The sequence below is a fragment of the Gemmatimonadaceae bacterium genome, assembly GCA_036504815.1.
GTDB lineage: Bacteria > Gemmatimonadota > Gemmatimonadetes > Gemmatimonadales > Gemmatimonadaceae > PNKL01.
Genome location: DASXUN010000015.1, coordinates 161721 through 181858 on the forward strand (window position 1 = coordinate 161721; position 20138 = coordinate 181858).

Annotated in this window: 19 protein-coding genes and 1 tRNA gene; 16 read left to right on the plus strand and 4 right to left on the minus strand. The window is 69.4% G+C overall.

Annotated features, from left to right (window positions below; all coding sequences use genetic code 11):
* Positions 1 to 74: 74 nt before the first annotated feature.
* Together VGJ96_08040 and VGJ96_08045 are read left to right on the plus strand one after the other, a co-directional pair.
* Positions 75 to 2183 carry an acetate--CoA ligase family protein gene (locus VGJ96_08040; GenBank protein HEY3287055.1) on the plus strand — a complete coding sequence of 703 codons (2109 nt, stop codon included), beginning with the start codon at positions 75 to 77 and terminating at the stop codon, positions 2181 to 2183.
* A gap of 53 nt (positions 2184 to 2236) precedes the next feature.
* Complete coding sequence (locus VGJ96_08045; GenBank protein ID HEY3287056.1) at positions 2237 to 2521, plus strand: hypothetical protein; 285 nt, start codon at positions 2237 to 2239, stop codon at positions 2519 to 2521.
* 31 nt (positions 2522 to 2552) lie between these two features.
* Here the strand turns inward: VGJ96_08045 and VGJ96_08050 are convergent, their stop codons facing one another.
* Positions 2553 to 3251, minus strand: a complete 699-nt coding sequence (locus VGJ96_08050; GenBank protein HEY3287057.1) for a hypothetical protein — start codon at positions 3249 to 3251, stop codon at positions 2553 to 2555.
* Positions 3252 to 3481: 230 nt separating this feature from the next.
* On the opposite strand from VGJ96_08050, the gene VGJ96_08055 reads away from it, so the two are divergent.
* Entirely contained in the window at positions 3482 to 4624 is a 1143-nt protein-coding gene (locus VGJ96_08055; GenBank protein HEY3287058.1) for a hypothetical protein, read from the plus strand.
* A gap of 13 nt (positions 4625 to 4637) precedes the next feature.
* Here VGJ96_08055 and VGJ96_08060 read toward each other — a convergent pair whose 3' ends face one another.
* Positions 4638 to 4766 carry a hypothetical protein gene (locus tag VGJ96_08060; protein ID HEY3287059.1) on the minus strand — a complete coding sequence of 43 codons (129 nt, stop codon included), beginning with the start codon at positions 4764 to 4766 and terminating at the stop codon, positions 4638 to 4640.
* A gap of 116 nt (positions 4767 to 4882) precedes the next feature.
* Between VGJ96_08060 and VGJ96_08065 the strand changes: the two genes are divergently transcribed.
* The 6 genes from VGJ96_08065 (at position 4883) to VGJ96_08090 (ending at position 10201) form a co-directional block, all read left to right on the plus strand.
* Entirely contained in the window at positions 4883 to 5674 is a 792-nt protein-coding gene (locus tag VGJ96_08065; GenBank protein ID HEY3287060.1) for an AraC family transcriptional regulator, read from the plus strand.
* 106 nt (positions 5675 to 5780) lie between these two features.
* Positions 5781 to 5854: transfer RNA gene (locus tag VGJ96_08070), tRNA-Arg, on the plus strand.
* Positions 5855 to 5972: 118 nt separating this feature from the next.
* A complete protein-coding gene (rho, locus tag VGJ96_08075; protein ID HEY3287061.1) occupies positions 5973 to 7232 on the plus strand; it encodes a transcription termination factor Rho in 1260 nt (419 codons plus the stop codon).
* Positions 7225 to 7746 carry a Holliday junction resolvase RuvX gene (gene ruvX, locus VGJ96_08080; GenBank protein HEY3287062.1) on the plus strand — a complete coding sequence of 174 codons (522 nt, stop codon included), beginning with the start codon at positions 7225 to 7227 and terminating at the stop codon, positions 7744 to 7746. Before rho ends, ruvX begins: the two co-directional genes overlap by 8 nt.
* Positions 7736 to 8830 carry an endolytic transglycosylase MltG gene (gene mltG / locus VGJ96_08085; protein HEY3287063.1) on the plus strand — a complete coding sequence of 365 codons (1095 nt, stop codon included), beginning with the start codon at positions 7736 to 7738 and terminating at the stop codon, positions 8828 to 8830. The genes ruvX and mltG overlap by 11 nt, the downstream gene beginning before the upstream one ends.
* Positions 8831 to 8986: 156 nt before the next feature.
* On the plus strand, positions 8987 to 10201 hold the full coding sequence (locus VGJ96_08090; GenBank protein ID HEY3287064.1) for a class I SAM-dependent rRNA methyltransferase: 1215 nt from the start codon (positions 8987 to 8989) through the stop codon (positions 10199 to 10201).
* Here the strand turns inward: VGJ96_08090 and VGJ96_08095 are convergent.
* Positions 10125 to 10928 carry a DNA-formamidopyrimidine glycosylase family protein gene (locus VGJ96_08095; protein ID HEY3287065.1) on the minus strand — a complete coding sequence of 268 codons (804 nt, stop codon included), beginning with the start codon at positions 10926 to 10928 and terminating at the stop codon, positions 10125 to 10127. The two genes, VGJ96_08090 and VGJ96_08095, sit on opposite strands and share 77 nt — an antisense overlap.
* Before the next feature lie 177 nt (positions 10929 to 11105).
* Here VGJ96_08095 and VGJ96_08100 point away from each other — a divergent pair, with 177 nt between their 5' ends.
* Positions 11106 to 11894 carry a hypothetical protein gene (locus VGJ96_08100; GenBank protein HEY3287066.1) on the plus strand — a complete coding sequence of 263 codons (789 nt, stop codon included), beginning with the start codon at positions 11106 to 11108 and terminating at the stop codon, positions 11892 to 11894.
* A gap of 214 nt (positions 11895 to 12108) precedes the next feature.
* Positions 12109 to 12270, plus strand: a complete 162-nt coding sequence (locus VGJ96_08105) for a hypothetical protein (GenBank protein ID HEY3287067.1) — start codon at positions 12109 to 12111, stop codon at positions 12268 to 12270.
* Positions 12271 to 12737: 467 nt separating this feature from the next.
* Here VGJ96_08105 and VGJ96_08110 read toward each other — a convergent pair whose 3' ends face one another.
* The gene (locus VGJ96_08110; protein ID HEY3287068.1) at positions 12738 to 13034 is read right to left on the minus strand and encodes a hypothetical protein; all 297 of its coding nucleotides are present in this window, start codon (positions 13032 to 13034) and stop codon (positions 12738 to 12740) included.
* Positions 13035 to 13172: 138 nt separating this feature from the next.
* Between VGJ96_08110 and fdhF the strand changes: the two genes are divergently transcribed.
* The 5 genes from fdhF to VGJ96_08135 all read left to right on the plus strand — a co-directional run bounded on the left by fdhF (position 13173) and on the right by VGJ96_08135 (position 20138).
* On the plus strand, positions 13173 to 16124 hold the full coding sequence (gene fdhF, locus VGJ96_08115) for a formate dehydrogenase subunit alpha (protein HEY3287069.1): 2952 nt from the start codon (positions 13173 to 13175) through the stop codon (positions 16122 to 16124).
* A 2-nt stretch (positions 16125 to 16126) separates the two neighbouring features.
* Entirely contained in the window at positions 16127 to 16918 is a 792-nt protein-coding gene (locus tag VGJ96_08120; GenBank protein ID HEY3287070.1) for an SDR family oxidoreductase, read from the plus strand.
* Between the two features lie 124 nt (positions 16919 to 17042).
* Positions 17043 to 18068 (plus strand): L-threonine 3-dehydrogenase, encoded by a 1026-nt coding sequence (gene tdh, locus VGJ96_08125; protein HEY3287071.1) that lies wholly within the window; start codon positions 17043 to 17045, stop codon positions 18066 to 18068.
* 90 nt (positions 18069 to 18158) lie between these two features.
* Positions 18159 to 19337: a glycine C-acetyltransferase gene (locus tag VGJ96_08130; GenBank protein ID HEY3287072.1), complete on the plus strand. Its 1179-nt coding sequence runs from the start codon at positions 18159 to 18161 to the stop codon at positions 19335 to 19337.
* Positions 19338 to 19475: 138 nt separating this feature from the next.
* Positions 19476 to 20138 (plus strand): hypothetical protein, encoded by a 663-nt coding sequence (locus tag VGJ96_08135; GenBank protein ID HEY3287073.1) that lies wholly within the window; start codon positions 19476 to 19478, stop codon positions 20136 to 20138.

The following is a 20138-nucleotide window of genomic DNA, read 5'->3' on the forward strand; positions in this document are numbered from 1 at the left end:
ACGCCAGCGCGCGCGTGGCCTAGATTTCGGCACCCCCGCGCGCACTGAGCGCTTCCAGCCGGAGAGTGCCGATCGTGGACGCCACGCTGCAACCGTTCTTTCACCCCACCGGGATCGCCGTCGTTGGCGCCTCGCACGATCCGGTGAAGCTGGGGTTCGGAGTGGCGCGCAACCTCACGCAGTCGGGCTTCCCGGGCGCCATCCACCTGGTGAATCCGCGCGGCGGCACGCTGATGGGACGCGAGACGTATCGCGACCTCTCCGCGGTGCCAGATCCGGTGGACCTCGCCGTCATTGTGGTGCCGGCCGCGGCGGTGCCGGGCGCGCTGCGCGCCTGCGGCGCGCGCGGCATCCAGGCGGCGATCATCGCCTCCGGTGGATTCCGTGAAGTGGGCGCCGAGGGCGCCGTCCTCGAGGCGGAGGTCGCACAGATTGCCCGCGACCTTGGCATCCGGCTCGTCGGACCGAATTGCATCGGCCTGCTCGACACGCACCTCCCGCTCGACACCACCTTTCTCGCGCCGCCGCCGCCGACGCCGGGCGACGTGGCATTCGTCTCGCACTCGGGGGCCATCTGCGCCGCCGTCATTGACTGGGCCAGCGGCCAGGGCTTCGGCCTTTCGCGGCTCGTCAGTCTTGGCAACCAGACGGACGTCAGCGAAACCGACGTGCTGGCGCACGTCGCCAGCGACGCACACACGCGCGTGCTCACGCTCTACCTCGAGGGCATACGTGACGGACGGCGCTTCATCGCGGAGGCGGGGCGCGTCTCGCGCGCCAAGCCAGTGGTTGCCCTCAAGGTTGGCCGTTTCGCCGCGGGACAACGGGCCGTCGCGTCGCACACGGGCGCCCTGGCCGGGCAGGAAGCGGCCTACAACGCCGCCTTCGCCCGGGCCGGCGTGATTCGCGCCGATACCAACGAGGAGATGTTCGACTGGGCACGCGCGCTCGCGTGGTGCCCGCTGCCGCGGCGTCGCGACATCGCGGTGCTCACCAATGCGGGCGGGCCCGGCGTCGTGGCCGCCGACGCCATCGAGGCCCTCGGCCTGCCGCTGGCGGCGCTCGCGGATGAGACGGTGGCTCGCATGCGCGCGGTCCTGCCGGCCGCGGCGAGCGTGCACAACCCGGTGGACATGCTCGCGTCGGCGGGGCCGCGCGAATACGCCGAATGTCTTGCGGCGCTGCTCGCCGATGCCGCGGTCGGCGGCGTGATGGTCATCATGCCGCCCCCGCCGACGCACAGCGCCGAGTCGGTGTGCGAGGCGCTGGTTCCCGTCATCCGCCAGTCGGACAAACCCGTCGTGGTCTCGCTGATGGGGGAAAACCTCGTGCGCCGCGCGAGCGAGGTGCTGCGAGCCGCGCGGATTCCCGATTACCGCTTCCCCGAGCGCGCCGCGAGCGCGCTCGCCACGCTCGTGCGCCGCGCCGGTTTCCTCAGCGCGCCGGCTCCGGAACCTGCACAGTTTGCCGATGTGCGCCGCACCGAGGCGCGCGCGGCGCTGGATGCGGCGCCGGCCGGGTTCCTTGGACAGGACGCCGTGGCGCGGGTGCTCGCCGCCTACGGCATCGATCTCCCGCGCATCGCCCTCGCGGCAACGCCCGATGACGCGGTGGCCGCCGCCGAGCAGATGGGTTTCCCGGTGGCCATCAAGGTCGCATCGCCCGACATTCCGCATAAGTCGGACGTGGGTGGAGTGCTGCTCGGACTCGGCGATGCCGCGGCGGTGCGCGCGGGCTTCATGACCGTGCAGACAAATGCGCGGCGCGCGCATCCGAACGCCCGGCTCGATGGCGTGCACGTGCAGCGCATGCTTCCCGAGGGACAGGAAGTCATCATCGGCGCGGTGCAGGACCCGCAGTTCGGCGCGCTGGTGATGTTCGGCGCCGGCGGAACGGAGGTCGAGGGCGTGAAGGACGTGGCGTTCGCGCTCGCGCCGCTGCCGCGTGCGGAAGCCGAGGCGATGCTCGACGGCACCTGGGCGGGGCGCAAGCTGCGCGGCTTCCGCAACCTGCCGGCGGCGGACCGTTCCGCGGCGATGGAGGCCCTGCTCCGACTTGGCCAGCTCGTCGCCGATCACCCCGAGATCGCGGAAATGGAGATCAATCCGCTGCGCGTACGGCCGGACGGCGAGGGTGTGGTGGCGGTGGACGTGCGGCTGCGCGTCGCGCGCGGTGAGTTGTAGGGGCCGCGCGTCGTTATCTTTCGCGCTCCGCATCACCCTCACCCGGCATCACGATGGCCACGAAACTCAAGCGCGGATACACCGATCCCGTCACCCAGGCGTGGGTACCGGCCACCGAAGTGATCCGCGAGATTGACGGCATGGTCGTGCGACTCACCGTGCACGGCATCTTCCTGAAGGAAAAGGGGCGCCGGCTCGAGATCGGCCCGCTCGATTACGCGTCGCTCTATCGCGATGCCGTGCAGCGCGACAAGGGGCTGGCCCCCATCAAGCCGCGCGCCGGCCGCTCCAAGACGACGGTGTCACGAGGGCTGCTGGCCACCGAGCGCGGACGCTAGCGACGGCCGCGGCCGGGCGTCGCGCCACGGATCAGTCGAGGCGCCGGTAGACCCGTTTCGCCGGACGACCGATGAGTTGCTCGACGGTCAGGCCGTCCGCGGCATAGCACCCGGCGTACAGACGGCTCGCGAGCAGGGCTTCGGGACCCCGGCCATACTCGGCGTCGTGGCCGGAGAGCTCGCCGACGCGCAGCCGGATCGCGAGCGAGTCGATCTCGCGCAGGCAGGCCTCGCGCGCCGCGCGCGCCGTGACCCCGTTCGGCGGCGCCAGACGCTGCCGGCTCACCCATTGGTTCACCACGTCGTTCCGGAACGACGTCTTGTCGCCAAAGGCCGCCAGCAGCTGGCGCCTGAGCGACTCGAACGTCGCGTCGGCGAAATGCGACCAGGCGCCGAACTGCACGCGGATCTGGTCGCTGCGCTCCAGCCTTCGCCGTACCGCATCCACTTCCTTCCAGCGCACCATCGTGTGGTGGGCCGTGGTCCCCAGCGTCGCTGGTGGCGTGGCGACCACTTCCCCCGTGCCGGCCACGCGATCGAGATCTTCCTCAAGGAGGACGAGCACCCCTTCGTGCCGCGGCAGCAACTGGCCGAGGGCGCGCTGCAACCAGATCGCCTCGCCCGGGGCGGCATGCACCGGCAGCGCGAGAAAGCACTTGCCCGCGGGGACGGCCTGCAGGCGCGGGGCTGCGAGGGCAAGGTCGGAGTTCGCGTCGTGGTTGACGAGCATCGGCGGTTGTGGTGAGTACGCCCCGGCGCCCCAGGGAGCGGGCCCCGGGGCGCCCGGCGCAGGTGTCCATCCGGCATCGGCGGACCATCCAATTGCTATCATACAATGTCACGTTATGCAAGCCTCTTGACGTTTTCGCGGTCCTGTTACATCGTGTGATAGGTTTGCAGGCCTGTATCCTTCCGGGACGCGCCCGGCGTCCGCCGCGGACCGTTCCCGCCCTTCCCCGCGTGACCGTGACCGAAGCCTCACGAGACCTGGACGGCCTGACCCTGCTCGGCGACGTGCTCGGCGCGTACCGGCAGGACCTCGCGCGCACCCCCGACGTGGCGTGCTTCGGCGCGCACGATGCCCGCTGGCTCCGGACGGCACTGCAAGTGGAGCAGCTCGTCAGCCAGCCCGCCCGGGGTGACGCACAGCGATTGCGCCGGCTGGCCGCGCATCCCACCCTGCGCGGGCGGCGACTGCTGGCGCTCGCCGAACAGATGGAGGCGGCGGGCGCGCTCATGCTCGCCTTCGCCACGCTCGCCAGCGCCCGTCGCGTGTGGGAACGCACCGACCCCGCCAGTTGCGGGACGGCCATCTTCCGCCAGGCCCGCATCTGCCGCACGGTCGGCGCCACGCGCGCCGCGGAGAACTACTACTCGCTCCTCGCCTCATACGCGCAACGCCACCGGCTTTCGGAACTGCGCGGCCGGGCGCTCATCGGCTTCGGCCTGCTGCGGCTCGTGGAGGGGAACCCGGCGGCGGGGCGACGGTGGTTCGTGAAGGCCCGCAGCGCCTCCGGCAACCACCCGGTGGCCTGCGCCGTGTCGTTCCATGCCGAGATGAATGCGGCGCTCGCGCTGCGCGACCACTCCGGCGCCTTGATCGCCGGCTCGCGGGCGCTCGCCGGAAACGTCCTGCCGCGTTACGACGAAGCCGGCGTCCTGATCAACATCGCGTCGCTGGCGCTTCGCGCGGGACATCCCGCGGCCGCGCTGGCCACGGTGCGGCGCGCCATCCGGCGCTCGACGCACCCGCGCGTGCGGCTGATCGCGTACTCCAAGGGCGCGGCGGCGGCCGCCGCGCTCGCGCGCCCGGCGCTGGTGAACCGCTTCGCGGCGCAGCTCATGGGCGTGGCGGCGCACGTCTGCGTCCCGTTCGAGGAGATGGAGGCGCGCAGCGAACTCGCCGAGGCGCTGGCCGAGGTCGGCGAGCGCGAGCGGGCCCGCCGCATGGCGCGCAGCGTGCGCGCCGAGGCCCAGCGGCACCGGTTCGCAGCCATCGTGCACCGGTGCGACCGCCTGCTGCGCGACGTCCGCCCCGAGCCGGAGCGGCTGCCGCTCACGGTGGCCGCCCGGCGCGTGATCGAGGAGCTGGTGACGGTATGACGCCCGCCGCGGATCAGTTCCAGGGAATGGAGTCGCGCTGCCTCACCGGCTCGTTGGGACCGGTCGGCGACTTGGTGCAGGCGGCGGCGGTGCTCACCAGCAGGGCGACGAAGAGCAGGCGGAAGAGGGCAGTGCGGGACATTCAGGGGCTCCGGAAAGGGGTCGCCTGCATGGGTAGCGATCGCGCGTGTGCCGTACTAACACGCTATGTCACGAACTATTACGCTATGTAACGTGCGACGAGAATTTCCGAGAATTATGCTGATTGGCCAAGCCGGCGACCCGCCGGCGTGGCTCGCCACGGGGGCCCCCTACGGGAGCTCCATCGCGTGCTGCCCGCGGGTGGCGGACGCCCGCGACCTGCTGGACCGCGGGGGGGCGCTGGTGGTGCTGGCCCCTCTCGAGGATGCGGACGGCGACGACACCCTCCCCCTGATCGAGCACCTGGTGCACCGGCGCCAGCCGACCGCGGTGGTCGGCATGGTGTCGCGGCAGCTCCGGGACTCGGACGACCTGCTGCGCCTGGCCCGCGCCGGCGTGCACACCCTGCTGTTCGACGAGGACCGCCGGACGCCCCTCACCGTGCGCCGGGCGCTCCTGGTGGCGTCCACGCGATGCCGCAACGAGACGCTGTGGAGCGACGTGGCGCCGATCACCCCCGGGCGCGTGCGCCCGCTCGTCGCCTACGGCCTCAAGCACGCGCACGAGTCCCTTACGGTCGACACCGTCGCGCGCGCCCTCGGCCTTCACCGCAAGACGCTGGCCGAGCGATGCATGCTTTCGCGCAGCCTCCCGCCGCAGCTGATGCTGGGCTGGTGCCGGATGATGGCCGCCGCGGTGCTGCTCGAGGACCGGGGTCGCCTGGTGGACCACATTGCGCTCGAGCTCGACTTTGCGAGCGGCACGGCCTTCCGCAACCAGCTCAAGCGGTACACCGGCCTGAAACCGGTCGAACTGCGGGCCCGCGGTCCCCTGGCCGAAATGACCCGCCGATTCCGGCAGGCTATGCAGCAGGCCGGACCCGACCTGAAGGTCAGCCGCATCGGGTAGGCGCGCACTCCGAGCGAACGTCAAGGCGCGCGGCCGAATGGGCCGCGCGCCTTGTTCCATGCCCCCCGGACGCCTAGCTTTCCTGTCCCCGCCCCACGGCGGGCGCGCGCGAGTAGCTCAGCTGGATAGAGCGTCGGCCTCCGGAGCCGAAGGTCGTGGGTTCGAATCCCGCCTCGCGCATCCCCTCCCCTCCCGTCCGCCCGAGCCCGTGCGCTCGTCCCGGGACCGCACTCCTCCGCTCCTCCATCCCTTCAGGAGCGCCCCCGCACCCCATCCCCAGCTTACGCTCCTCCGTTTCGTGGATATTTCCGAACTTCGGCGCTCGCCTCTTCCCGAACTGCTCGTCCTGGCCGAGACGCTGGGCCTTGCCGATCCGGCCGCGCTCACCCGCGCCGACCTGATCTTCAAGATCGAGCACGCCCTGCTGGCGCGCGGCGATGTCCTGCTGGCCGACGGGGTGCTGGAGATCGTCAAGGAAGGGCACGGCTTCCTCCGCAGCCCCGACAACAGCTACCTCGCCGGCGCTGCCGACGTCTACGTCTCGCAGACGCAGATCCGGCGCTTCAGCGCGCGCACCGGTGACACGCTGCGCGGGCGCGTCCGCCCGCCGAAGCCGTGGGAGAAGTATCTCGCGCTGCTGCAGATCGAGAGCATCAACGGGCACGACCCCGAAGCGACGCAGACGCGGATGCAGTTCGACACCCTGCGCCCGACGTACCCGAAGACCCGCCTGCGCCTGGAGCGCGGCAATGGCGACCTGGCGATGCGGCTCATGGACATCATCGCGCCGCTCGGCAAGGGACAGCGCGGGCTGATTGTCGCCGCCCCGCGCGCCGGCAAGACCATCCTGCTGCAGAAGATGGCGCTCGCCATCTCCGAGAATCATCCCGAGGTGACGCTGATCGTGCTCCTCATCGACGAACGCCCGGAAGAGGTGACCGATTTCATCGCCACCGTTCCGGGCGCCGAGGTCATTGCGAGCACGTTCGACGAGAAGGCATCGCGCCACGTGCAGGTGGCCGAGATGACCATCGAACGGGCGAAGCGCCTGGTGGAGGAGGGGCGCGACGTCGTGATCCTGCTCGACTCGATCACCCGCCTGGCGCGCGCGCACAACACGGTGCTGCCGATGTCGGGGCGCCTGCTGTCGGGCGGCGTGGACGCCAAGGCCATGGAGCGCCCCAAGAAGTTCTTCGGCGCGGCGCGCGCCATCGACGGCGGCGGCACGCTCACCATCGTGGCAACGGCGCTCGTCGGCACGGGGTCGCGCATGGATGAGGTGATCTTCGAGGAGTTCAAGGGGACGGGCAACATGGAGCTCATCCTCGACCGCGACATCGCCAACCGGCGCATCTTTCCGGCGGTCGACATCCAGAAGTCGGGGACGCGCAAGGAAGAGCTGCTCCTGACGCCGGAGGAGAAGAACCGCATCTTCCTCATCCGGCAGTTCCTCGGGGACATGCCGCCGGAGGATCAGGTGCTCTTCCTGGCCAAGCGCATGGTGCTCACCAAGACCAATGCGGAGTTCTTCAAGAAGATGGCCGAAGGCGATGTCTAGCTTACCGGGACGCATCCTCGCGATTGACCTTGGCGACCGGCGGGTGGGGCTCGCGATGAGCGACCCGTCGCGGCTGATTGCGCAGCCGGCGGGGTTCGTCGAGCGGCGCGCGGGCAAGCGCCCGCCGCTGACGGCGCTGCTGGCCAAGGCCGCGGAGATCGGGGCGACGGCCTTCATTGTCGGGCTCCCGCTCGACGAGATGGGCGACGACACGCCCCGCGCCGTCGAGGCGCGGCGGCTCGCGCACGAGCTCGAGACGCGCACCGGACATCCGGCGCGACTGCTCGACGAGCGCTTCACCACGTCGGCGGCGCTGCGCGCCGTGCGCGCGATGGACGGATCCACCCGCGGCCGCAAGGGTGACGTGGACGCCCTCGCCGCGACGGTGCTGCTGGAACAGGCGCTGGCGTATGGCGCGCGACTCTGGACGCGCGACGCGACCGCGGAGGAGCGTCTGCCGCGCGACGACGAGCCACCAACGGCCGGGACCGGCGCGCGCGACCATGACGACTAGCCATCGGATCGTCCTGGGCACGGCGCTGCTGCTCGCCGCGGCCGCCTGCGGCACCGAACGCGGCCCGCTGCAGCGCGTGACGATCCCCAAGGGGGCGAGCTTTCGCGTGGCTGCCGAGTCGCTGGCGGCGCACGGATTGGTCGCGAGCCCGCGACTGTTCGGTTTCTACGCCAATCTGCGCGGGCGTGACCGATCGATGCGGTATGGCACCTACATGCTGGCGCGCGGCACCAGCTGGAACGAGCTGCTCGACGACCTGCGCCGCGGCAAGGGGATCGTGCACGCGGTCACCATTCCCGAGGGCTACGACCTGTCGCAAATCGTCCCGCTGCTCGCCGCGGTGCTGGACGTCTCGCGCGACTCGCTGGAGGTCGCGGTGCGCGACTCGGCGCTGCGGCACTCCCTCGATGTGCCGACGCCGTCGCTCGAAGGGTATCTCTTTCCCGACACGTACATCTTCCCCGACCGGGTCAGTGCGCACGAGGCGGTCGCGGCGATGGTGCATCGGTTCCAGCAGCTCTGGAAGCCGGAGTGGGATGCGCGGGCGGACAGCCTGAAGCTTAGCCGGCACGATGTCATCACGCTGGCGTCGATCGTGGAACGCGAAGTGCGGAGGCGCGAGGAAGGGCCCGTGGTGGCGGCGGTCTACCTGAACCGCCTGAAGTCGCGAATGCCGCTGCAGGCCGATCCGACTGTGACGTACGCGCTGGGCAAGCGGCCAGGCCGCGTCTATTACCGCGACCTGCGCATCAACTCGCCGTACAACACGTACAAGGTGCTCGGATTGCCACCCGGGCCGATCGGCTCGCCGGGGCTCGCCAGCATCACCGCGACGCTGCACCCCGCCAAGGTGCCCTATCGATTCTTCGTGGCGCATCCCGACGGGCACCACGAGTTCCGGACCACGTACCGCGAGCATCTCGAGGCCATCCGGCTGGTGCGCGCTGCCGCCCGCGCCGATTCGCTGGCGCGCGAGGCAGCCGCGGTGCGCGCGGCACGGGATTCCGCCGCGCGGGCCGCGGGCGTGCCGATGGAATCGATGCCCCCGCCGCCCGCCGCAACCAAGAAGCCGCGCCTCAGATAGAGGATGCGGCGCGCGGCGGGCCCTGGCCTTGCGGGCCGCACACACGCGCGCATTCACGGCAACGAGGGGCGCTTATCCTCGAGCCAGCAGCGCTCGCGGGAGTTCCCGGGCGTCGCTCATCTGTCACCCATACGGTGGCGTCGGTAGCTTCCGACCATGTCCTCTTCGATCGCGATCGTCTCCTCGCGCGGCGCCAAGCGACTCGCCGGGGGCCACCCGTGGGTCTTTCGCAGCGATCTCGTCGAGGCTCCGGCGGTGGCGGCCGGACCGGTGCGCATGGCCGACCAGCGGGGACACGCGCTGGGGTGGGCGTGGTGGAGCCCCACGTCGGAGATCGTCCTGCGACGCGTGGAGCGGGACGGTGACGCCGCCATCGATCGCGCGTGGTGGCGCGCACGGATCGCGCAGGCCCTCGCGCGCCGCGCGCCGCTCGCCGAGTCGACGAACGCGTGCCGTCTCGTGCACGGCGAGGGCGACGGCCTGCCGGCGCTCGTCGTGGACCGGTATGACCGCTGGCTCGTGGTGCAGCTGCTCTCGGCGGCCGTCGAAGCGCAGCGCGCGGTGATCGTGGACGTGCTGCAGGAGCTCGCCGCGCCGGCGGGAATGCTCGCGCGCAACGACGCGTCGGTGCGCGCCCGCGAGGGGCTGCCGAAAGCAGTGGAGCTCCTGGCCGGCGCCGTGCCGGAGGAGATCGAGGTGGACGAGCACGGCGTGCGCTACCTTGCCGCGCCGTGGTCCGGGCAGAAGACGGGCGCCTTCCTCGACCAGCGCGAGAATCGCGTGATGCTGCGCGCGCACGCCCGCGGCCGCGCCCTGGACGTCTTCAGTTATCACGGCAGCTTCGCGCTGCACCTGGCCCGCGGAGCCGAGTCCGTGACCGCCGTGGACGCCTCGGCGCACGCGCTCGAGCGCGCCCGGGCCAATGCGGCTCGCAACGGCATCACGACGATGGACTGCGTGGAGGCCGATGCATTCGAGTTTCTGCGCGACGCCGCCGCGCGCGGCGAACGGTACGACGTCATCGCGCTCGATCCCCCCGCCCTCGCCAAGAACCGCGGATCGGTGGACGGCGCCCTGCGCGGATACAAGGAGCTGAACCTGCGGGCGATGCGCCTGCTGGCACCGGGAGGCCTGCTGTTCACGGCGAGCTGCAGCTATCACGTGACGAAGCCGATGTTCCTCGACATCGTGCGCGAAGCGGCGGCCGACAGCCAACGCCCGATGATCCTGCGCGCGCTCACCGGACAGCCACTCGACCATCCTGAGGTGCTGACGATTCCGGAGACGGGCTACCTTAAGGGGCTGCTACTCGAGTGCGGCGACGCCCCTGGCATGCGGGACACCAGTACGTGCTCCGGCCCGCCTGCGTGATGCGCTGCACGACGGCGGCGCATCGCGGGCACGGGTGTCCCTCGCGGTCATAGACCTTGAACGGGCGGTCCAGCATTCCCGAGCGATAGCGACCCTGTCGCGCAAAACCGTCGGCAATGGCGGCCTTGATGCCGCGCACGAGCGCGCGCAGCTGCGGCGGCGTCAGCGACGATGCGCGACGCGCCGGATGGAGCCGCGCGCGCCAGAGTGCCTCGGCGACGTAGATGTTGCCAAGCCCGGCGACGATCCGCTGGTCCAGCAGCGCCGTCTTGATGGGCCCGGAGCGCCACGCTAGCGCGTCGTGGAGCAGCGCCGTGGTCAACGCGTCTGGCTCCGGGCCAAGCGCGAGGCGCGGCGGCGAGCCGGGCGCGTGGTACGTGGCCGCGCAGAGCGCCCGTGAATCGACCAGACAGAGTCGCGTTCCGTCACCCGCCGAGAAGACGATGCGCGCGTACGGCGGCAGCGAATCGGCGGTGTGCCCGACGTCCCAATCGCCATTCATGCGAAAGTGGACTGCAACCACGGCGCCGTCGTCGAGGATGATGTGCTGGTGCTTGCCACGCCGGTCGACGCGCACGACCACGCGCCCCACGATGCGCCGGATGTCCCGTGCCGGAAGGGAGCGTCGCTGCGAGGCGTGATGCGTGCGGACGGCCACCACGGTGCGGCCGACGAGCGCTCGTCGGGCGAGTTGGGCGGCGGCGTCGACTTCGGGGAGTTCGGGCACGGGAGGGGCAGACGGTAGACGGGAGACGGGAGACGGGAGACGGGAGACGATGGAGGCGAGGCGGTAGACGAACCGTCGATGGATGCAGGGCGTTGCATATGCCGACGGTGGCGCCGGCGCAAGCAATTGCTTTGTCGCGGGGAAAATTTACCTTGTGGACAGGCCTTCAGCCCATCCATGGCACTCCATCGCCCCCGCTCCCTTCGCCACGAGTACGAACTGTACGTCGAACGCGAGATCGAGGATTACAAGAACTCGGTCAGTCGTTCGGCGCTCATGTCGCTCGCCGATGAGGCGATGCGCCGGCTCGGCAGCGGCGACCAGATGGGGATGACCGAGCTGCTGCTCGCAGCCGAAGTGGACAAGGTGATCCATGGCCGCCTGCGATTGCCGAGCTACGAGACGTGGCGGAAGCGGCGGCAACGGAATGCGTCGGAGCTGCAGCGTCCGGAGCATTGGGGCCTGCGCGGCGACACGCCGCTCAAGGCGGCCATTCCGTCGCTCCCCGGCTCGGGGTCGGTGCTGGTGACGGGGGCGCGCGTCGAAGGCTCGGCCCTGTACCTGGCGGCCAACGGGTGCGACGTCACGGCGGTGGAGCCGGAGTCCGATGTCGTCGAACGCATGATGGAGGCGGCGCGCGACGCCGGCCTCGACGAGCGGGTGCGCGGCACGGTCAGCGAACTGCATACCTATCTGCATGGCTACGCGCCGGCCGACCCGCTCACCGCGGTGGTGTGTACGCCGGCGGCATTCTCGGGACTGAGCGCCGACGAGCGCGCGCGGGTCATCGAGGTGCTGAAAAGCGCCACGTCGGACGGCGGCGTGCACCTAGTGGAAACGATCGTGGCCGGGTCGTCGATGATCGATGAAGAAGAGCTGCGGCAGCAGTACGATGGCTGGACAATTTCTATCGTTCCGGACAAGGGCGCGTCGAAGACCTTCGTCGCCCGCAAGGCAGTGGCGTAACGAACTGACACATCTCCTGTATTTGTGTCGTGTCCGAATGAAACAACCGCCCTTGGCCGGGGCGGTTCTTCTTTTTCTAACTTCTTACAAGGCAATGTGTTGGGTTATGTAGGAAACTGGCATCGCTCGTGCAACGTCAAATGGACGTACTTCCATATGTATCATCGAGCGCTGTCGCTCCTCGGCAGAGACCCCCCGTAGCAGGTACGCGGCCATGGATCAGATTCGTCAGGCGGACATCATCGAGCAGGAGCCCCTCGGCATCATCATTTCGCGTGGTTCGCGCGCGGAGGATCCGCCGCGCCTGTCGGCATACATCTGGGGTCCGGTCCCGGTGCCGGAACCGGTGGAGCAGCCGAAGCCTGTGGCGGCGTAGAAAGCGACGGAGTCCGACAGAATAGGACAGAGTGCGACAGAAGAACGGCCGGCGGAGCGAATCCGTCGGCCGTGTTTCGTTGCGTGCGGTTCTTCCGGAACAAGCGACGATGCCGCGTCGCGCATCAGCAAGCGGTGGCTACCGATCTCTGTCGTACTCTGTCGTACTCTGTCGTACTCTGTCGTACTCTGTCGTACTCTGTCGTACTCTGTCGTACTCTGTCGGACGCTGTCGTACTCTGTCGGACGCTGTCGTACTCTGCAGTTAATAAACGCACAGGGGAGCTGGCAGATGCCAGCTCCCCTGTGTGCTCCGAAGAGCGGAAGAACTACTTCTTCTTCGCGGCCTTCTTAGCGGGCTTCTTCGCGACCTTCTTCTTCGCGGCCTTCTTCTTGGCTGCCATTGTACAACTCCTGTCTAGGAGGGTCTTCCCTGGCGATTCCCCGGTGAATCGCTGGGTTCTGCCGTCATGTCACCACAACGGCAAATCGTGCACGGCCCCGAAGGGCGCGTTGTGCGTCAATCATTCGGTATTTCGAAAACAGCGTGCGCGACATCGTGAACACCACCACCTTGACATCATCGCGCTTCAAACTTGCATACACGATTGTATAAGGATCGAAATCGCGCAAGTACCATCGCCACAATTCTTTCTTGCGACCTTTTGCGATCCGTTCCTGCACGATGACGCGCGCCAGGCGCGATCGCGATGACGACACGCGCATCATCATGCCGATTTGCGATGCACGCGTGGCACTGCGCATTCGACGATTCTCCTCTGAAAATGTCACCGCGCCGTCGTGTCATCGGCGCGCCGCGCCCGGGCGGTCGCGCCCCGATTGCGATTCGGCGGCACGCGGCCCAGACTTCATTCTCGTGGTGATTCCGGAGAGGGTGACCGAGTGCCAACGCTGACGATCAACGGCGCGTCCGTGCATGCCGCCGAGGGAACGACGATCCTCGACGCCGCGCGCGCCGCGTCCATCGACATCCCGACGCTGTGCTGGTATCCGAAGCTTCCGACGGTCGGCAGCTGCCGCATCTGCCTCGTGTCCGTCGAGGGATCGGCCAAGCTGCTGCCGGCGTGCGCGACGGCCGCCGCCGCGGGGATGGTGGTCACCACCGAGTCGGACGCGGCCGTGGCCAACCGGCGCAGCGTGCTCTCGCTCCTGCTCGAGCGCTACCCGGTGGAGCACATCCCCGCGGACGGAGCGCGCAACGAGTTCGAGGCGCTGGTCCGCCGCTACCAGGTGCCGGCGGCGCGGCACGCCGCCCTGCCGCTGCGGCGCGGCGATCACCGCATCGCCGACCCGATGATCCTGCACGACATGAGCACCTGCATCCTGTGCACGCGCTGCGTGCGCGCGTGCGAGGACATCCAGGTGGTGGGCGTGCTGGAAGTGGCGCAGCGCGGCGAGCACGCGGAGATCGTCGTCGGGGCGCACGGACATCCCGAGCTCGCCGGCTGCACGTGGTGCGGCGAGTGCGTGCGCGTCTGTCCCACGGGGGCCATCCACGACATCCTGCCGCACGCGAAGTTCCGGCACGATCCCGCGGTGCATCCCGAGCGCACCGTGCGCTCGGTCTGCCCGTACTGCGGCGTCGGGTGCCAGATCGACTTGCAGGTGCGGCACAACGACGTGGTGCGGGTAACGAGTCCGTGGATCGAGGAAGAGACGCCCAACCAGGGCTCGCTGTGCGTGAAGGGACGTTTCGGCACCGACTTCGTGCTGCATCGCGACCGCCTGACGACGCCGCTGATTCGCCGCGGCTGGCGGCGTGGCGCCGACGGCGCGTGGACGTTCGACGCGGCGGCCGACGGCGCGGCCCAGTGGCCGCGCCGCAGCGGCCCGTGGGAGAGCATCCGGCTCGAGGGGCCCAGGACCAAGCATCGCCCGCAGACGAATCCGCTGCGCAAGCACCACGCGCCGGAGAGCCCGCTTGGCGATCCGCGCGACCGGGTGGCCACGCCCGCGTCGTGGTACGAGCCGTTCCGCGAGGCGACGTGGGAGGAGGCGCTGGAACTCACCGCGCAGCAGCTGGCGCGGGTGCGCGACGCCCACGGATCCGACGCGCTGGCGACGTTCCAGAGCGCCAAGTGCTCCAACGAGGAGAACTACGTCCTGCAGAAGCTGTTCCGGGCCGGCATCGGCACGAACAACGTGGACCACTGCACGCGGCTGTGCCATTCGAGTTCGGTGAGCGCCATGCAGCGTGCGCTGAGCACGAGTGCCGCCTCGGGATCGATGCGCGAAGTGGAGCACGAGTCGGACGTGATCTTCATCCTCGGCGCCAACACCACCGAGAGCCACCCGGTCTTCGGCGCGGCGATCAAGCGCGCGGTGAAGCGCGGGGCGACGCTCATCGTTGCCGACCCGCGGCGCATCGAGCTGGCGGCGCGCGCCAAGATCCACCTGCAGATGGTGCCGGGCACCGACGTGGCGCTGCTGAATGCGATGCTGCATCACATCCTCGGCCGGGGACTCGAGGACAGGGCGTTCATTGCCGCGCGCACGCACGGCTTCGAGTCGGTGCGCGCCGCGGTACAGCCGTACACCCCCGAAGCGGCGGAGGCCATCACCGGCGTGAGCGCCGAGCTCATTCGGCGCGCCGCGGAGGCATATGCGCGGGGGCCGCGGTCGAGCACGCTCTGGGCGATGGGGCTGACGCAGCACCACACGGGGACGGACATCGTGACCTCGCTGCTGAACCTGATGCTCTCGTGCGGGATGATCGGGGCGTGGGGGAAGGCGATGATCCCGATCCGCGGGCAGAACAACGTGCAGGGCGCCAGCGACATGGGGGCGGTGCCGTTCGCGTACACGGACTACCAGCGGGTCGATGATCCGGCGGTGCGCGCGATGTACGCCGAAGTGTGGGGCATCGACCCCGAGCGGCTCTCGCTGAAGGTCGGCCGCAAGGTGACGCAGATCGTCGGCGCCGAGTCGCCGGTGCGCGCCATGTACATCATGGGCGAGAACCCGATCATCTCCGATCCGGACGTCTCCCATGCCGAGGAGTGGTTCCGCGACCTCGAGTTCCTGGCGGTGCACGACATCTTCCTCACGGAGACGGCGCGTTACGCCGACGTGGTGCTGCCCGGGGCGGCATTTGCGGAGAAGACCGGCACGTTCGCCAACACGGAGCGCCGCGTGCAGCTCTTCGAGAAGGCGATCGATCCGCCGGGGCAGGCCCGCGCGGACCTCGACATCCTGCTCGACCTCTCGCGCCGCCTGGGCGTGCCGGCGCCCTACACCGAAAGCGCCGGCGTGCAGGACGAAATCGCGAGGGTCACCCCCACCCTGCGCGGCGTGTCGCATGCGCGACTGCGGGAGCACCGGGGCGGCCTGCAATACCCGGTCCCCGACGCCACGCACATGGGAACGGCCTTTCTCTTCGAAGACCAGTTCCCCACCCCCGATGGGCGTGCGACGCTGGTGCCGGTGGAGTACCTGCCGCCGGCGGAGCTGCCGGACGCGGAGTATCCGTTCTTCCTGAACACCGGCCGCCAGATGTACCACTGGCACACGGGAACGATGACGCGGCGGTCGACGGCGCTCGACTCGCGGGAGAGCACCCCGACCATCGAACTCAACCCGGCCGACGCGTCGGCGCTGGGCGTGGCCGACGGCGAGGAGGTGCTGGTGACCTCGCGCCGCGCGCAGATCCGGATTGCCGTGCGCGTGAGTGAACGCGTGGCCCGGCATCAGGTTTTCGTCCCGATGCATTATCGGGAGGCGGCGGCCAACCTCCTGACCAACCCTGCCCTCGACCCGCACGCGCACATTCCCGAGTTCAAGGTGTGTGCGGTGCACATCGAGAAGGCGCCGGTGCCAGCCGGCGTCGGGAGCTAGCGATGGATCTCGGATTGCGCGGCAAGGTGGCGCTGGTCGGCGGCGCCTCACAGGGACTGGGACGTGCCGTGGCGGAGGAACTGGCCGCCGAGGGGTGCGACGTCGCGATCGTGGCGCGCAATGCCGATCGCCTGCACGCCGTGGCGGAGGAACTGCAGCAACGCTTCAACGTGCGGGCCATCGCGCTCGTGGCCGATCTCTCCACGCCGGGCGCCCCCGCGGCGTGCGTGCAGCGCGCCGCCGAGGTGCTGGGGCGCGTGGACATCGTGGTGGCCAACGCGGGCGGCCCGCCGGCGACGAAAGTCGAGAGCGCGACCGGCGCGCAGTTTGCCGCGGCGCTGCGGCTCAACCTGCTGGCGTCCATCGAGCTGGCGCAGGCGGCGCTGCCGGGGATGCGCGAACGGAAGTGGGGGCGCGTGATCTTCATGACCTCGTTCGCGGCCAAGCAGCCGCAGCCGGACCTGCTGCTGTCGAACACCGCGCGCGCCGGGCTGCTGGGATTTGCCAAGACGATGGCCAACGAGGTGGCCGCCGACGGGGTGCTGGTGAACACGGTGCTGCCGGGCCATTTCGACACCGCGCGCGCCGCGGAGCTGGCGCGCATGCGCGCGGCGCGCGACGGCCGGCCGGTGGAAGAGCTGCTGGCGGCGCGCGCCGCGCACGTGCCGGTGAAGCGCGTCGGCGATCCGCGCGAGATGGCCGCCGTGGTCGCCTTCCTGGCGTCGGAGCGCGCAAGCTTCGTCACCGGCACGGCGATCCAGGTGGATGGCGGACAAACCGCGGGATTACTTTAGCGCGCCCTTCCGTCGGGCCATGCCGCACGCGACGTTTTAGGTGCCGGTTGCGTACGCTCACCGGCCCTTGTGCGCCGGCTGCCCTCCGCCGGCGCCGACCAACCAGCTTCCGGAGCCTCTGCGCGTGAAAGCGCTCGTCAAAGAATCCCCCACGGCGGGATTTGTCCTCAAGGATGTCCCGGTTCCCTCCATCCGCGACAATGAAGTCCTGATCAAGGTTTCGCGTGCCGGCGTCTGCGGCACCGACGTCCACATTCACGAGTGGGACGACTGGGCGCGCAATCGCTGCAAGCCGCCGTTCACCGTCGGCCACGAGTTCGCCGGCGTCGTGGTGGAAGTCGGCAAGCTCGTCACCGATGTGCACCTCAACGACCGCGTGACGGCCGAGGGACACATCGTCTGCGGCCGCTGCCACCTGTGCCGCACGGGAAACTCGCACGTCTGCCCCAACACGAAGATCATCGGCGTGGACCGCGACGGATGCTTCGCCGAGTTCATCGCCATGCCGGCCGGCAACGTCTGGCACCTCGATGACAACATCCCCTTCGAGATCGGGGGCATCCATGACCCGATGGGGAACGCCTTCCACACCGCGCTGACGGCCGAGATTCCCGGCAACACGGTGCTGATCACCGGCTGCGGGCCGATTGGCATCTTCGCCGTCGGGATCTGCGTCGCGGCCGGCGCCAGCTGCGTGATCGCGAGTGACGTGAATCCGCGGCGGCTGGAACTGGCGCGCGCCATGGGGGCGCACCATGCGGTGCACCCCGACCAGGTGGCCGCGACGGTCAAGGCAGCGACGGACGGCCTGGGGGTTGACGTCGTGCTGGAGATGGCGGGCGTCCCCGCGGCGGTGCACCAGGCGTTCAAGGAAGTGCGCGTGGGCGGACGAGTGCAGATGCTCGGCATTCCCGCGAAGCCGATGGAGATGAACCTGGCCACCGAAATCATCTTCAAGGGCGTCACCGTCTACGGGGTCGTCGGCCGCCGCATGTACGACACCTGGATCCAGATGACGCAGTTCCTGCGTTCCGGGAAGTTCGATCCGACGCCCGTCATTACACACCGGTTTCCGCTCGAACAACACGCTGAAGCGATCCGCGTGATCAAGAGTGGGGAAGCGGGGAAAGTGGTCTTCGAGATTTCCTAGAGAAACAACAGAGAGACAACAGACAAACAACAGTCGCCGTCTCGGACGGCTGAGCATACTATGGCATTGAACACGGGATTTACTGGCTCCATGGAAGGCGCCATCGCGCAGTTGAAGGCGGATGGCGTCTACAAGCGACTGAACTACCTCGAGTCGCCGCAGGCGGCGCACGTCCGGATGGAAGGGCGCGGCGAGGTGCTGATCCTCTCGTCCAACAACTATCTCGGACTGTGCGCCGAACCCTCGGTGGTGCAGGCGGGCGTCGACGGCCTGCACGCGTACGGCGCCGGCACGGGGAGCGTGCGCTTCATCTGCGGCACGTTCGCGGTGCATCGTGAGCTCGAGGCGGCGCTGGCGCGCTTTGTGGGGACGCCCGCCGCGCTGTCGTACGTGAGCTGCTGGAACGCCAACGAGGGGCTGACGGCAACGATCGCCGAGGAAGGGGACTTTGTCGTGAGCGACGCGCTGAATCATGCGTCGATCATCGACTCCATCCGCCTCGCGAAGACCATCACGAAGTGCACCACCGGCGTGTACAAGCACTCCGACCTGGACGACCTCCGCGAGAAGCTGGCGGCCAACAAGGGCGCGCGCCGGCGCATCATCTGGACGGACGGCGTCTTCTCGATGGAAGGGAGCATCGCGAAGCTCCCCGACATCTTGCAGATCGCCCGGGAGCACGACGCCATCGTGGTGGTGGACGACTCGCACTCGACGGGCGTGCTGGGCGCCACGGGGCGCGGCACGGCGGAGCATTTCGGCGTGCTGGGCGAAGTGGACGTCATCACGTCGACGCTGGGGAAGGCGCTCGGCGGCGCGGCGGGCGGCTTCGTGGCGGCGAACGCCGCGTTGTGCGACATGCTCACCCAGCGCTCGCGTCCGCAGCTCTTTTCCAATGCCCTGCCGCCAACCGTGGCGGCCAGCGCGCTGGCGTCGGTGCAGTTCCTGGAGACGCATCCGGAGCGCGTGCAGAAGCTGCGCGACAACGCGCTGTACTTCCGGCAGGCGATCGTCGAGGCCGGGTTCAATCCCCTGCCCGGGGACACGCCGATCGTGCCGATCATCATCGGCGAGACGGCGCACGCCATCCGGATGAGCGAGATGCTGCTGGACGAGGGGATCTTCGTGACGGGGTTCGGCTTCCCGGTGGTGCCGCACGGGACGGCGCGCCTGCGCTGCCAGATTTCGGCGGCGCACACGAAGGACGACCTGGATTATGCGGTGCGCGCCATTGCGGGCGTGGCGCGTCGTGTGGGGCTGATGAAGTAAAAGCGTCCCGGCGCCGTGACGCCGGGACGGGACGCATCGTCTTCATCCGGTACCACTGGCTGCGCCGGGCGCCGAGCGGCAAGTTTTGTCGCGTCGGTGCGCCGGGGGCCGGCGATCCTCCTTTTCGAGGGGTCTAGCATGCGTACGATCTCACGCCTTGGCCGCGCGTTCACGCTGGCGGCGCTCCTTCCCGCCGCCGCGGCGGCGCAGCAGTCCAGTGCGCCGATCGAGAATTCGTGGTTCTGGGGGGCCGGCGGCGGGCGAGTCTCGTTCCCGACGTACTTCCACCGCGTCGACGCGCCGGCGATTACGGCGGACTGGCTCATTACCCGGCAGCGGTGGGCCCTGCAGATCTATGGATCGCAGGCCTACTTCACGGATTCGTCGACGGTGACCGATCCCAACTCGTCGGGCCTGCGGAAGGTCGAGATAACCGACCTGCGCCGCATCGGCTTCCAGGGGATCGTCTTCCTGCCCAATTGGACGTGGTTCCGGCCATACGCCGGTGTCGGCTACTCGTTCAACTTCGTGAAGCAGGCGACGCCCATCGGGAGCTTCTTCAACAGCGCGGCGGCGCGTGACTCGGCGCAGACCCGGGTGAACGATGCCAAGGCGATGTCGAAGGCGACGTTCAGCGGCGGCTTCATGGTCACCTGGCACCGGTTCGCGCCCTACGCGCAGTACACCGTGATGCCGACGAAGGGGACGGGCGACTGGCTGCTCAACGGCGATGGCGCGACCTCGATTTGGGAGGTCGGCCTGCGGTACAACTTCGGGCCGTCGGTGGAACGGGTTAAATAG